Origin of the sequence: Mangrovimonas cancribranchiae (assembly GCF_037126245.1) — a bacterium.
Taxonomy (GTDB): domain Bacteria; phylum Bacteroidota; class Bacteroidia; order Flavobacteriales; family Flavobacteriaceae; genus Mangrovimonas; species Mangrovimonas cancribranchiae.
The window spans coordinates 1013362-1027684 of the sequence record NZ_CP136925.1; the positions used below are offsets into that span (position 1 = coordinate 1013362).

At 33.7% G+C, this 14323-nt stretch carries 15 protein-coding genes; 3 read left to right on the top strand and 12 right to left on the bottom strand.

Annotated elements, in window-relative coordinates:
* Positions 1-62 precede the first annotated feature (62 nt).
* Together R3L15_RS04475 and murA are read left to right on the top strand one after the other, a co-directional pair.
* Complete coding sequence (locus tag R3L15_RS04475; protein ID WP_125467306.1) at positions 63-695, top strand: DUF4290 domain-containing protein; 633 nt, start codon at positions 63-65, stop codon at positions 693-695.
* A 9-nt stretch (positions 696-704) separates the two neighbouring features.
* Positions 705-2015: a UDP-N-acetylglucosamine 1-carboxyvinyltransferase gene (murA, locus tag R3L15_RS04480; RefSeq protein WP_338733484.1), complete on the top strand. Its 1311-nt coding sequence runs from the start codon at positions 705-707 to the stop codon at positions 2013-2015.
* Between the two features lie 56 nt (positions 2016-2071).
* Here the strand turns inward: murA and R3L15_RS04485 are convergent, their stop codons facing one another.
* From R3L15_RS04485 to R3L15_RS04505, 5 genes are read right to left on the bottom strand one after another with little or no spacing between them, the layout of a single operon-like run.
* On the bottom strand, positions 2072-3376 hold the full coding sequence (locus tag R3L15_RS04485) for a deoxyribodipyrimidine photo-lyase (protein ID WP_338733486.1): 1305 nt from the start codon (positions 3374-3376) through the stop codon (positions 2072-2074).
* Positions 3369-3947 carry a pseudouridine synthase gene (locus R3L15_RS04490; RefSeq protein ID WP_338733487.1) on the bottom strand — a complete coding sequence of 193 codons (579 nt, stop codon included), beginning with the start codon at positions 3945-3947 and terminating at the stop codon, positions 3369-3371. Before R3L15_RS04490 ends, R3L15_RS04485 begins: the two co-directional genes overlap by 8 nt.
* Positions 3947-4411 (bottom strand): SRPBCC family protein, encoded by a 465-nt coding sequence (locus R3L15_RS04495; protein WP_338733488.1) that lies wholly within the window; start codon positions 4409-4411, stop codon positions 3947-3949. The genes R3L15_RS04490 and R3L15_RS04495 overlap by 1 nt, the downstream gene beginning before the upstream one ends.
* 1 nt (position 4412) lies before the next feature.
* The gene (locus tag R3L15_RS04500) at positions 4413-4877 is read right to left on the bottom strand and encodes a TspO/MBR family protein (protein ID WP_338733489.1); all 465 of its coding nucleotides are present in this window, start codon (positions 4875-4877) and stop codon (positions 4413-4415) included.
* Positions 4877-5389, bottom strand: a complete 513-nt coding sequence (locus R3L15_RS04505) for a glutathione peroxidase (RefSeq protein WP_338734110.1) — start codon at positions 5387-5389, stop codon at positions 4877-4879. Before R3L15_RS04505 ends, R3L15_RS04500 begins: the two co-directional genes overlap by 1 nt.
* A 185-nt stretch (positions 5390-5574) precedes the next feature.
* Here R3L15_RS04505 and R3L15_RS04510 point away from each other — a divergent pair, with 185 nt between their 5' ends.
* On the top strand, positions 5575-6420 hold the full coding sequence (locus tag R3L15_RS04510) for a DUF2911 domain-containing protein (protein ID WP_338733490.1): 846 nt from the start codon (positions 5575-5577) through the stop codon (positions 6418-6420).
* 71 nt (positions 6421-6491) lie between these two features.
* On the opposite strand, the gene R3L15_RS04515 is transcribed toward R3L15_RS04510, so the two are convergent.
* The 7 genes from R3L15_RS04515 to R3L15_RS04545 form a co-directional block, all read right to left on the bottom strand.
* Positions 6492-7472 (bottom strand): Gfo/Idh/MocA family oxidoreductase, encoded by a 981-nt coding sequence (locus tag R3L15_RS04515; protein ID WP_338733492.1) that lies wholly within the window; start codon positions 7470-7472, stop codon positions 6492-6494.
* The gene (locus R3L15_RS04520) at positions 7462-9144 is read right to left on the bottom strand and encodes a sodium:solute symporter (RefSeq protein ID WP_338733493.1); all 1683 of its coding nucleotides are present in this window, start codon (positions 9142-9144) and stop codon (positions 7462-7464) included. The genes R3L15_RS04515 and R3L15_RS04520 overlap by 11 nt, the downstream gene beginning before the upstream one ends.
* Positions 9145-9252: 108 nt before the next feature.
* Positions 9253-11775 carry a PIG-L family deacetylase gene (locus tag R3L15_RS04525; RefSeq protein ID WP_338733494.1) on the bottom strand — a complete coding sequence of 841 codons (2523 nt, stop codon included), beginning with the start codon at positions 11773-11775 and terminating at the stop codon, positions 9253-9255.
* Between the two features lie 77 nt (positions 11776-11852).
* Entirely contained in the window at positions 11853-12920 is a 1068-nt protein-coding gene (gene corA, locus R3L15_RS04530; RefSeq protein WP_338733495.1) for a magnesium/cobalt transporter CorA, read from the bottom strand.
* A 23-nt stretch (positions 12921-12943) separates the two neighbouring features.
* Entirely contained in the window at positions 12944-13486 is a 543-nt protein-coding gene (locus R3L15_RS04535; RefSeq protein ID WP_338733497.1) for a mechanosensitive ion channel family protein, read from the bottom strand.
* Positions 13487-13546: 60 nt separating this feature from the next.
* Positions 13547-14131, bottom strand: coding sequence for a Maf-like protein (locus R3L15_RS04540; protein WP_338733498.1), 585 nt, complete (start codon positions 14129-14131; stop codon positions 13547-13549).
* A gap of 13 nt (positions 14132-14144) precedes the next feature.
* The gene (locus R3L15_RS04545) at positions 14145-14300 is read right to left on the bottom strand and encodes a hypothetical protein (RefSeq protein ID WP_338733499.1); all 156 of its coding nucleotides are present in this window, start codon (positions 14298-14300) and stop codon (positions 14145-14147) included.
* Positions 14301-14323 lie beyond the last annotated feature (23 nt).

Sequence of the window (14323 nt, forward strand, 5' to 3'; positions counted from 1 at the left end):
TATTTTTTGTATTTTGCGCTTAAGGAAAATGACTTCAAGACAATTTTAATCCGCAACACATTTTGATAGACAATTTAGAATATAACTCAGAAAGAGAACATTTGATTATTCCAGAATACGGAAGGCATATTCAAAAAATGGTAAACCATGCCAAAACCGTTGAAAATAGAGACGAAAGAAATAAAGTAGCAAAATCAATTATTGATGTTATGGGGAATTTACAACCCCATTTAAGAGATGTAACAGATTTTCAACACAAACTTTGGGATCAGTTATTTATCATGTCTAATTTTGAATTAGATGTTGACTCTCCATTCGAAAAACCTTCCAAAGATAAACTTCAAGAACGTCCAGAACCATTACGTTACCCACAAAATCACCCTAAATACAGATTTTATGGTAACAATATAAAAACCATGATAGATGTAGCATGTACTTGGGAAGAAGGTGATAAAAAAGAAGCCTTGGCATACACCATTGCAAACCACATGAAAAAATGTTTCTTAAACTGGAACAAAGATACTGTAGACGATGCCGTAATTTTTCAACATTTGTATGAATTATCAGACGGGAAAATAAATTTAAAAACATCTGATGAAGATTTAACAGATGCCTCAAGTTTAATGCGTGGCAAAAAACAACGCCATCATAGTAACAAGAAAGGAAAAAAGAACCGAAACCGTAAACGCTACTAAACTACCAAAATGGGAATTTTTAAAATTGAAGGCGGCCATCAATTAAAAGGAAGTATCCAACCCCAAGGCGCCAAAAACGAAGCCCTACAAATTCTTTGTGCGGTGCTTCTTACTCCAGAAAAAGTAACTATCAAGAACATTCCAGACATTGTCGATGTCAATAAATTAATTGTTCTTTTAGGGAAACTTGGAGTAAAAGTTGAAAAGCTCTCAACATCGTCTTATTCTTTTCAAGCAGACGATATTAACTTAAAATATTTAGAATCGGCAGAATTTAAACAAGATGGTCGTGGTCTTCGTGGGTCGATTATGATTGTTGGGCCGTTATTGGCTCGTTTTGGCAAAGGTTATATCCCAAAACCAGGAGGCGACAAGATTGGTCGTCGTAGATTAGATACGCATTTTGAAGGTTTTATTAACCTTGGCGCAAAATTTCGTTACAACAGGGAAGAGTATTTTTACGGTGTAGAAGCCGATAAACTTACTGGAACCTATATGTTGCTTGATGAAGCTTCAGTAACGGGAACGGCCAATATAGTTATGGCAGCAGTTTTGGCCGAGGGTACAACCACTATTTACAATGCAGCTTGCGAACCTTATTTGCAGCAATTGTGTAAGATGCTCAACAGAATGGGCGCAAAAATTTCAGGAATAGGCTCTAATTTATTAACCATTGAAGGCGTTGATACATTAGGCGGAACTGAACATACCATGTTGCCAGATATGATTGAAATTGGTAGTTGGATTGGCTTGGCTGCGATGACCAAAAGTGAGCTGACTATTAAAAATGTAAGTTGGGACGATTTAGGACAAATTCCTAATGTATTTAGAAAGTTAGGGATTACGGTTGAGCAACAAGGTGACGATATTCATATTCCAGCACATACCGATGGTTACGAAATACAAAGCTATATAGATGGTTCTATTTTAACCGTTTCCGATGCACCTTGGCCTGGATTTACACCAGATTTGTTAAGTATTATTTTAGTTGTTGCTACCCAAGCTAGAGGTAGTGTTTTAGTACATCAAAAAATGTTTGAAAGTCGTTTATTCTTTGTTGATAAGTTAATCGATATGGGCGCAAAAATTATTTTATGCGATCCACATAGAGCGACTGTAATTGGTCATGATTTTAAATCGCAACTAAAAGCCACTACAATGACCTCGCCAGATATTCGTGCGGGTATTTCATTATTAATCGCTGCTTTATCGGCCAAAGGAACATCAACTATTCATAATATTGAACAAATTGATCGTGGTTACGAACACATTGTAGAACGCTTACAAGCTATAGGCGCTAAAATTGAACGCTTAGATTAAACAATTTATATTATCATAAATAATTAAAAACGTCTGCATTTGTGCAGGCGTTTTTTTTAGTTTAAAGCGTTTTTATAAGTTGCTAAGCAACGTTCACGTGCTTCTCTATGATCTACAATAGGTTTTGGGTAAGTTAGTTCTTGATATTCTGGCACCCATTTTTTGATGTATGTATGGTCTTTATCAAATTTTTTAATCTGTGTAGTGGGATTGAAAATTCTAAAATAAGGAGCAGCATCAACACCAGACCCAGCTACCCATTGCCAGTTACCAATATTACTTGCCATTTCATAATCGTGAAGTTTTTCGGCAAAATAAGTTTCGCCCCAACGCCAATCGATTAGCAAATGTTTACATAAGAAACTACCTACTAGCATTCTAACGCGATTGTGCATATAACCTGTTTTGTTAAGTTCTCGCATTCCAGCATCAACCAAAGGATATCCTGTTTTGCCTTCACACCAGGCTTTAAACTCGATTTCGTTATTACGCCATTCAATACGGTCGTATTTTGGTTTAAAGCTTTTGGTAACCGTATGTGGAAAGTGCCACAAAATTTGTATAAAAAACTCACGCCAGATAAGTTCTTGCCAAAAGGTTTCGTTGGGTTCTGTTATGGCTTTTTTTATCATTTCACGAATACTTACTGTACCAAACCGTAAATGTGGCCCTAAATGTGATGTCGCATCTTTGGCTGGAAAATTACGTGTGGCTTCGTAGTTTTGAATAAGCTCTGGTGACACAGTATAATCAGTAATATTTTGTGAGGATGTTTTAAATCCTATATCATTTAAACTTAAGTTAGGTAGATTATTTTCTTTAATTAAATTTTTAAGGAGTGGTTTTGTGTCATAGGTTTTAAGTTGAATGGTTTTAAACTTGGCTTTCCAGGTTTTCATATAAGGTGTGTATACTACATAAGGATTGCCATCGTTTTTTACAACTTCATTTTTTTCAAAAATAACGTGGTCTTTGTAAGTTTTAAAAGCAATATTCTTCCCCTTTAAAAACGTTTCAATATCCTTGTCACGTTTTTGGGCATAAGGTTCGTAATCGTGGTTGGTAAATACGGTGTTAATGGTATAATTTGCCGTCAGTGTTTTAAAAACATCAATAGGTTTTCCATTGAAAAGTGCCAAACTACTATTTTGTTTACCTTTAATATAACTACGCATTTGCTGCAAAGTGTTGAATATGAATGTCACGCGTGCATCGTCCTTTGGTAACTTATCCAAGATTTCTGTATCGAAAATAAATATTGGTAGGACAGGTAAACCGTTGTTTAAAGCATGACATAAGCCAACATTGTCTTCCCATCGTAAATCACGACGAAACCAAAAAATATTTACAGGCTTATTCATAGGGTAATTCGTTTTCCTTTAATGGTTTATAGTCACTTGAATTGATATCTAGAATAATATTTCCAATACGAATACGAACTAAACGTAAGGTTGGAAATCCTACTTTGGCTGTCATTTTTCGTACTTGTCTAAATTTTCCTTCGGTAAGTGTAATGCTTACCCAGGAAGTAGGTCCATGACGAGAGTCACGAACATGGCGCTTTTCTATAGGGAAATGATTTGGATTAATATTTGTAGTTACTTGACAAGGTTTTGTTTGATAGGATTTTCCATTAATACTAATGGTAACACCAGTTTTAAGTTGATTTATGGCTTCTTCTGTAATTACACCATCAACTTGTGCCAGATATTCTTTTTCAACTTTGGAGCTGTTTATGTAATGACTTGTTTTTCCACAAGTCGTTAATAGTAATAAGCCTTCAGAGGTTTCATCGAGTCTCCCAACAGCCATAATATTTTTGGGAAACTCACCAAGTTCACCTAGTAGCTTTTTATTACGACGTTTATTTTGATTATTAACAAACTGACTTAAATAGCCGTAAGGTTTATGTATTTTAAAATGCTGTGCCATTATTTAAATTCACCAAATAAGTCCATAAGTTTTTGTTGCCGGTAGTTGAATATCTCGTTTAATTTTGGTTTTACCAATATAGGGTGAAAAAGCTGCCCTAGAAAACCAAACGGGAGTTTGTAGTGCACAATATCTTCCATTTCAATACCGCTATTAATGGGTTTTATAAAATGTTTATGATGCCATAAGGCGTAAGGGCCAAACCGTTGCTCATCTACAAAATAGGTGTTGTCTTTAACATGAGTGATTTCGGTTACCCATTTTGATTTAATTCCCAAAATAGGAGTTACAATGTATTGAATAATTTGTCCAGAAAACATTGGTTTGTCTGCACCAGACAAAATATCAAAACTCATATAATCTGGTGTAATCGTTTTAAGGTTTTTAGGATTTGATAGAAATGCCCAAGCCTCTTCAACAGAAATGGGCAACTCCTGTTTTGTGTGTAATGTGTATATTTTCATTTTAGTTGTAGATAAAAATATAAGCGTTTAAAGAGGTCGCCAGTAATAACCAAATTAAATAAGGCAGCAATAAATACCTTATGCGTTTCATGTAATCTAGTTGGTATTTTATAAAGAAATAACCTATTACCAGAGTAAGCAAACTAATAACAATAAGTCCTAGAAAAACTAAATGTTGATTAAAGAAAATGTAATTCCAACTGACGTTTAAAATAATTTGAACACCGAATAATATGTTTAAAAACTTTGACTGGAATTCTTTAAATAAATACGCCAAATACACAGAAAAACAAATCATAATGGTACTCCAAGCAACCCCAAAAACCCAACCTGGAGGTGTCCAAGGCGCTTTGTTTAAATTTAGATACCATTGCGATTGCGGCCCATTATCCATTAACCAACTACCCAAGGCCAAACAGCCAAAATTGATAACTAGAAGTAGTATGATTAATTTGGCCGTTTTCATTATTCTAGATGTTTGGTAATCTTCTTGCTTAAGGGCTTTGTCATTGAGTAATATACATCAACAAATCGGCCGTTTTCATCAATAAGATATTTTTGAAAATTCCATTTAACCGATGAGTTTTTTGTGCCGTTAAGGTCTTTATCAGTTAACCATTTGTACAATTCGTGTTGGTTATCGCCTTTAACGTCTATTTTTTCAGTCATTAAAAAGTCTACACCATAATTAGATTGACAGAAATTTTGAATTTGTGTGGCAGAACCTGGTTCTTGGTTCCCAAACTGATTACATGGCAATCCAATAATTACAAGTTTGTCTTTATACATTTCATGAAGCTTTTGTAAATCTTCGTACTGTGGTGTAAAACCGCATTTAGAAGCTGTATTAACAAATAATATATGTTTGCCTTTAAAATCAGAAAGATTTACAGGTTCTCCAGAAAGATTATTAATCTTAATATCATAAATAGATGTTTTAGGTTCTTGAGCCTGCGTTTTACAATTAAATAGTACCATAAAAGTTAATATTGGAATGAATGTTTTCATAAAGTATATAAAATAAATGTTCAACAAAAATATAAAAAAGTTAGACAAAAATATGGTCTTTCGCTTTTATTTAAGGATTCGTTAACAATTAAAAGAGCGCTTAATTTGTAATTTTAACCTAATTAAAATTAGAAAACAAAATAATACTAATCACAATGAAAAAATTATTACTACTAGTTGCTTTAGTAGCGTTTACTTTTAATGCTAAAGCACAAATTGAAACACCTCAACCAAGTCCAGCGAGTAAGTTGGAGCAAAAAGTTGGGTTAACAGATGTTACATTAGAATATTCACGTCCTGGAGTTAGAGGGCGAACCATTTTTGGCGATTTAGTACCATACGGAAAGTTATGGCGTGCAGGAGCCAATAAAAACACAATGGTCACTTTTAGTGACAATATAACTATAGGTGATCAAACACTTAAAGCTGGTTCTTATGCTATTTTTGTTAAACCTATGAAAGGTTCTTGGGAAGTGTATTTTTACACCGATACTAATAACTGGGGAGCACCAAAAAACTGGGACGACAGTAAAGTAGCCGCAAAAATTACTGTAGAAACGCACGATGTTCCTTTTAATGTGGAAACTTATACTATAGATGTTAATCAGATAACTAATAATGGCGCGGCATTAGAGTTTATTTGGGAAAAAACCTATGCGGCTGTACCGTTTTCTGTACCAACAGAAACTAAAGTTGCATCGGCTATTAATCGTGTAATGCAAGGCCCAGGAGCGAACGATTATTATGCTGCTGCAGTATATTATTTAGAAGAAGGTAAAGATATAAAACAAGCGAAACAATGGATAGATAAAGCTATATCTATGGTAGATAAACCACAATTTTGGCAATATAGAAAGCAGGCTTTAATTTATGCTGAAGCTGGTGATAAAAAAGGAGCAATAAAGGCCGCAAAGAAATCTTTAAAAGGTGCTGAAGAAGCTGGAAATGCCGATTATGTAAAGATGAATACCGATTCTTTAAAAGCATGGGGAGCCATGTAGTAAAATCTATTTGATAGATTGAATTGACCAAAAAAAAGCGCGCTACTAAAATTAGTAGCGCATTTTTTTTATTAATAGTTTAAATTAATTTTTTTTCTAACGGAATCTAAAGTGGTGATTAGCGTTTTGCTGAATTCAAAAGGCATAATATTGCTTTCCGTTTTTCCTTCGCGAATAAGTTGATTAAAATGGCGTGTTTCAAAACTATATCCTATGGTATTGTAACCAAAATCTAAAATTTCTTCTATTCCATTTTGGGGTAATAAAGTAACTGTTGACGGTTCGTGAAAACGTCCATTTATTTTAATAATACCTTGTTCGCAATAAAAGGTTGCCGACGTTTCAGTTTCTTCAAGTAAAGTACTTTTTAAACTAGCTCTTACATTATTTGGGTATTGAAAAACCATATGGCAAGAAGCATCCGATCCATTATCAAAAAATGTAGCCGAAGCTTCAATATTTTGTGGATTTCCTAATGTTGATAAGGCTGCAAAAATAGGGTAGATACCAATATCTAATAAGCTACCTCCGCCAAGGGCTTTTTTTATTACTCGTGAATTTTCATCATATTCAGGTTGAAATCCAAAATCGGCTTCCATTTTTAAAAGCTTTCCAAAATGGTTTTTTTGCAAAAGATTTTGAACATGTTGATAATGTGGTAAAAAAGCTGTCCAAAGCGCTTCCATTAATAAGGTATTATTGGCTTTTGCAGTAGCAATCATTTCAGAAACTTCCTCAAGATTCATAGCAAAAGGCTTTTCACACAATACAGCAATACCTTTTTTTAGGCACATAATGGTATTTTCTTTATGAAACACGTGCGGTGTTGCTATGTAAACAGCATCGATTGTAGCGTCGTTAGCTAACGCTTCGTAAGAACTATATGCTTTTGTTGCTTGATAGGATTTAGCAAACTCATTAGCCTTATCTTGGCTTCTAGATGCCACAGCATAAATTTTGGCATCGGTTAGTGTAGATAAGTCTTTAGCAAATTTATGGGCAATTTTACCAAGCCCAATAATTCCCCAGTTTATCGTTTTGTTAGTGTTCATTTTTAAAGTTTAAAGATTGAATTAATATAGCCAATGCAATAACTAAAATACAGCCAAATAAATTTAGCCATAGGTATGGCATCCAATTAAACCACCAGCCAATTATAACGATGATTTGTGTTATTATTGCAGCTGTGAAAACAGCATTTCCACGTATTTTTTTAAAGAAAAATGCGAGCAAGAAAATACCAAGAACATTACCGTAAAAAATGGAGCCAATAATATTTACTAATTGAATTAAATTATCGGCTAAATAAGCTACGCAGGCCACAATAATAGCAAGAATACCCCAACTTAAGGTAAACCATTTAGTGGCTTTAACATAGTGTTTTTCGTCCTTGTTTTGAGCGTAATTACGCTTGTATAAGTCTAATGCTGTAGTTGATGCTAAAGCATTTAACTCGCTAGCTGTACTTGACATGGCGGCACTTAGAATAACAGCTAATAAAAGGCCAATAAGTCCGCGAGGTAAATTATTTAATATAAAATGAATGAACACATAGTCCTTATCATTAGTCTCTACATCTACTATTTTTTCTTGAGCAGCTTGTTCTATTAATGTTTTTGCAGCCTCACGATTAGCTTCAGATTGTTTATTTAATTCTTGAATGTCTTTGGTTAATGCTACATTATTAGTTTTTATATAGTCCGTTATTAAGGTTTGCTTTTCTTTAAAAATGGCTGTTTGCTCATTTTCAAGAGCTTTGTAATCTTCAGCATAGGCAGAATTTAAAATAGTCTGTTGTGCTGATGGATTAAAATTAATAGGAGAGACATTGAATTGGTAAAATACAAATACCATAACGCCAACCAACAGAATAAAAAATTGCATAGGGACTTTTAAAAGGCCATTAAAAATTAAGCCCATTTGCATTTCTTTGACTGATTTTCCAGAAAGATAGCGTTGCACTTGACTTTGGTCGGTACCAAAATAGGAGAGAGCTAAAAAAGTTCCACCAATTAAACCGCTCCAAACGGTATAACGATTTTCAAAATCAAAAGAAAAATCTAAAATATCCATCTTACCACTTACGCCAGCAATATCTAGAGCATTTGAGAACGTAATATTTTCTGGTAGATAGCTAAATATCAAGAAAAAAGCAATAAACATTCCAGTGAAAATCACAGCCATTTGATATTTTTGAGTAACGCTTACCGCTTTGGTACCGCCTGAAACGGTATAAATGATAACTAAAATACCAATAATAATATTGAGATAGGTTAAATTCCAACCCAAAACAGCCGATAAAATAATAGCAGGTGCATAAATAGTAATTCCAGCAGCTAAGCCTCTTTGAATCAGGAATAAAATAGCTGTTAAACTTCGTGTTTTTAAATCGAATCTATTTTCTAAAAACTCATAAGCTGTGTAAACTTTTAAACGATGGTATATAGGAATAAATACCATACAAATAGTAATCATAGCTAATGGTACGCCAAAATAAAATTGTACAAACCCCATACCATCATGAAAGGCTTGTCCTGGTGTAGACAAAAATGTAATAGCACTAGCCTGAGTAGCCATTACAGATAAACCAATGGTCCACCATTTCGAGCTATTACCGCCACGTACATAATCTTGTACGTTTTTGCTTCCGCGAGTTTTCAAAGTGCCATAACCAACAATTGTAAACAGAGTTCCTATTAATACAACCCAATCGAGTAGTTCCATATTAAAAAGCTTGCATTAAAAGGAAGAATAGTACAATATAAATAGCGTTGGCCACTAAAACTAAAGTGTAAAGCTTAGACCATTTTTCTTTGGGTTGCTGCGCCATTTTTAGTCGTTTAAGGTTTGCGTGTTATTGTTGGCTTCTTTTCCTAAAGATAACATGTTGGCAAATAATCTGTAAGCGCCAGATACGCCAGCAGGAAATTCTCTAAAGAAACTTAAACCTGTATATATATAGTAGCCTTTACCGTATTGCGTTACTAGTAAACTTCCTTTTTTTGCCGACTCACCTTTATCATGCATAGATAGAATAGGTGTAAAGTGTTTGTCCCATTTGTTAGGGAAATATAAGCCGCGTTCTTGTGTCCAGCCTTCAAAGTCGTTTTGAGTAATATTATTTGGGTAATTTAATATTGGATGTTCGGGTTTTAAAAGGGTTACTTTTGCAAACTCATCGGTAACACGATCGCGTGACAATTCTAATTTATATGGTGCTAGTTGTTGTGTTTTAAGTCGGTGACTAGTATTGTATTGTACAATCATATTGCCACCTTGTTTAACAAAATTAAATAATGCTTGTTGTTTAAATTTTAATTCTTCAACGGTATTATATGCACGAATACCAATAACAACTGCATCGAAACTTGAAAGGTTTTCAAGGGAAATATCTTCGGGAGCAAGTGTTACAACGTTGTATCCTATTTGCTGTAAACTTTCTGGAACAACATCGCCAGCGCCTTCAATGTAAGCTATATTTTCACCAATTTTTTTAATGTCTAGTTTTACAACTTTACTTTCGCTGGGTAATAAAACGGTTTGAAAAGGAATATGATTATAATCAATTTCAATCAGTTCTTTAGTGTAAAATGTATCATCAATATTAACCATTGGCGAAATAAATCCTTCACTTTGATATTTTGGAGGAACTACTGTAAAAGTTACTGTTTGTTCTTCGCCTTTGTGCGATAAGCTGATGTTTTGTTTTTTAGGGTAAACCTGCCAATCTTTAGGATGTGCTATTTGTACAAAACCTTCTAAATTATCTTTTTCAGCTTTAATAATAACTGGAATTTCTTTTTCTTCATTGGTATTAAAAATGATAACTTTTTCATCAATTTTTGCCGAAACCACTGGTACAATTTCAAAAGGTTTGTAGACTTCGCCTTTTACAGGGTCGTTGTATTTGTAAACAACAGGTTTTGTAAATGAAATAGGCGTATTTTCTATATATAAATTAAAAGTAACGTTAAAAACTCTTGGTGTTTCTGGATTACCAGTTACGTTAATATCATCAACTTTATACATACCTAAACTACCTTTTTGTGTTAACCAATATGGTGTAGTTGGCGCTTGGTTTTTAGGAATGTTTAGTTTTTCTTCAAACTGAAAAGAGGTGTTGTTTGTTAAGTTAATATTTTTTGAAACTTGATGGTTTTCTGTGTTATAGCTAACTAATGTAATGGCATTTTGACTACGGTTAATGGTTTCTATATTTAAGTCAATAGTTTCTCCAGCTGTCGCCAAATTTGTGTTCGCAACTGCTTCCAGATATAACCCAGAACAAGCAGCAATAATATGCTTAATTTCTTTAGTTTTTAGAGCTTTCCAATGAGCATCTTCTAGATTTTGAATGTGCTTATAAGCTTCAATTAATTTAGGAACAGAGGCCGAAGGGTTTGTAAAGTCGAAGTCGTCTTCAACTTGTTTTAAAATAGCTCCAATAGTTTTTCCGCCTTTTACACGGTTCCAAGAGGTATCGATACCTTCAAACACATTATTAGTGGAAGGCATATCTCCTTTAATTAACTCGATATATTCCATTTGCTTACCACGAGTTCCTGTATTTCCAAATCCTTGTGATTTGTGTTGGCTTCGGCTTAATGAAGCGATTTCAGAGTTACTTAAACCTAATTCAGGGTAATAGGTTCCTATATCAATGGAAAGCATTTCAGATTTGTCTGCTTTATCAAATTTCTCTTGACTACCATAAAACCACCAAGAGGTATTAAAAAACACCCGTTTGGGTTGCCAAGTTGACGTTATATCAAGGTGTTTTGGATATTTTTCAGGATTGTTTGCTATATCAAAAGCTTCAATACTTAACATAGCCGAGGTGGTATGATGCCCATGAGTTCTACCTGGGCTTCTGTGATCAAATCTATTTATAATAACATCTGGCTTAAATTGTCTAATAGCTAAAACAACATCGCTTAAAACCTCATTTTTATTCCAAATATCTAAGGTTTCGTCCGGGTGTTTGGAATAACCAAAATCGTTGGCACGTGTAAAACGTTGTTCGCCACCATCTATGGCTCTAGCAGTAAGTAGTTCTTGTGTTCTGATGACGCCTAAAAGTTCACGGATTTCTGGACCAATAAGGTTTTGGCCACCATCGCCACGAGTTAAAGACAAGTAGCCTGTTCTAGCATGAATATTGTTTGAGAAATAGGAGATAAGACGCGTATTTTCATCGTCTGGGTGTGCTGCTAAATACAATACAGATCCCAGAAAATTAAGCTTTTTAATATCTTGGTAAATCTCTGATGCATTAGGTTTTTGGGGGTGTTGAGCTGCAACGTTTAATGTAGTTAAAACGAAAATTAACGTGAGTAGGCGTAACAGTTTTGTCATAGTTAGTGTTTTTCAGCGTTAAATATAAAAAGAAAACCAGCGGTTAGGCTGGTTTTAAAATTTCTTTAACGTAAAGTTTAAAGCCATTTTTTTCTTCTAAAATAGTATATCATTCCTAGAAATATGATAATCATAATCCCCCAAACAATATAGTAGGCATTGTTATAATGAAGCTCTGGCATATTGTCGAAATTCATACCGTAAATTCCCGCAATAAATGTTAATGGAATAAAAATGGTAGCTATTATGGTTAGTACTTTCATAACTTCGTTCATGCGATTACTTATGTTGGTCATGTAGAGGTCCATTAAACTCCAAATCATTTCACGATATATATCGATAGTATCGGATAATTGGATAATATGATCGTAAATATCGCGGTAGAATTGTATGGTTTTTTTCTGAATAAATTTTGTTTCGCTTTTTTCAATTCTATTAATAATTTCGCGAAGTGGAAAAATAGCGCGACGTACTTTTAGAAGTTCTTTTTTTAAGTTAAGAACTTGCTGGCTTATGTTATCGGCGGCGGCACCTTCAAAAAGGACATCTTCAATATCTTCAATTTTATTGCCTAAAGTTTCCGATACAATATAATAATGATCGACTATGGCATCTATTAAAGCATATAATAAATAATCTGAACTAGAGGTTCTTATACGACCTTTCCCGTTACGTATACGTTCTCTAACTGTATCGAAAACATCGCCCTCCGATTCTTGAAAAGTGAGTACGTAGTTTTCTCCCATAATAAAGCTTACTTGCTCTATAACAACATCTTCATTGGTGTTATAGTAAAGCATTTTTAATGAAATAAAAATGTAATCGTCGTATTCGTCAATTTTTGGGCGTTGCGAGGTGTTTACAATATCTTCTAAAATTAAAGGGTGAAGATTGTAGTGTGTTCCTATTTTTTCAATTTCATCAATGTGGTTTAAGCCGTTAAGGTTTATCCAAGTAATGGTGTTTGACGCTTTATACTTAAAGGCTTCTTCAACATTTTTTAATTCGGCTTCAATGGCTTGTTCGGAATTGTAATCAAAAGATTCAATAAAGAGTTTTTCAGATATTTTATCGCCAGTGTAAACAATAGCGCCGGGAACTTGCCCAACATGTTTTTTGTATTTAGAGGTACGTTTTTTGCCCATAATTTACTAAAAGTACATAATTTTTATAACGCATCATGACCATCGTTGTAACTATTTGTAATGGCGTCTTTTTTTAGTAATGTTACTGGTTTTTGTAAAATAAGGTTGTTGGGGTAGGTTACTAAGTCGCCATTGTCTAAGCGTAAATGGAGTTGAAAAGCGCCAATATCTTCAATAATAGCTTTAATAGGGAAATCTTTGTCATGTATTTCTATTTTATCACCCACTTTATAAGGGAAATTAAAAAACATGATAATACCCGAAGTAATGTTGCTTAAAATAGACCAAACAGCAAATAAACCAATACCTATAACGGCAAAAACCGAAGAAAAAACCAAGGCAATGTCTTTAAATTCGGTGCCAAAAATAATAGTCTCAATTAAAAGCGCAATTAATAGAAGCGTTACCGTGACATAGCGGTTTATTAAATGAATACGCGCATCGTTTATGCCGCTTTTTTTTCCAATTTTATTTATAGTGACTCGTGTTAAAAAACGGATAATTAATAAAAAGGTAATGATGATTACCGATTGGATGAGTTCTGATTTGTATGTTTCAAAAAACATAGTTATAAAATATCTCGGGTTGCTTAACAAAGATAGTTTACAAAATGAATTTGCAAGAATTTAAATAAAACTATTTAATGTTTTATAAACGAGATCTGTTGGTAAACCAACAACATTAAAATACGAGCCTTCTATGTTTGTAATGCCAATTTTCCCAATCCATTCCTGTATGCCGTAAGCACCAGCTTTATCGTAAGGTTTATAGGTTTTTATGTAATATTCAATTTCTTCTCTAGATAATTTTTTAAAGGTAACTTTTGTTATTGAATTTACTGTTTTTTGAAGTGTTTTGGTAGTAAAACAAACCGATGTAATAACCTCGTGTGTTGTATTGCTTAAAGCATTTAACATAAAAAACGCTTCGTCCTCTGAAGTTGGTTTGCCCAATGCTTGGTTGTTATGCCAAACAATAGTGTCGCTAGTAATTAAAATATCCTCTTCTTTAAGTTCTTCTTTAAAAGGTAACGCTTTTAACTGTGCTAAATAATCGCTTATTTCAAAATGGTGTAACCTATTGGGATATTCTTCTTTTACGGGTTTTAAACGAATGTCGAAATCTAGACCTAAATCTTTGAAAAATTGCTGTCTTCTAGGAGATCCAGAAGCTAGAATAATATTAAAGTCTTTTAATTTCTCTTGAAGCATAGTCGTTAACTAATTATTTCACTTTTGTCCAATCGTTTTTTATAAACGGACTAAAATTTTTGCCATCGAAAGCTATTAAAAAATCTTCGGTAAATGTTGAGTTAGAATTTTTAGTGTAAATAAGCTTTGCTTTCCAATTACCAGGGTTGTTTTCTATTTCTCTAGACATAAATACAACCTTGTTGTTGGTAG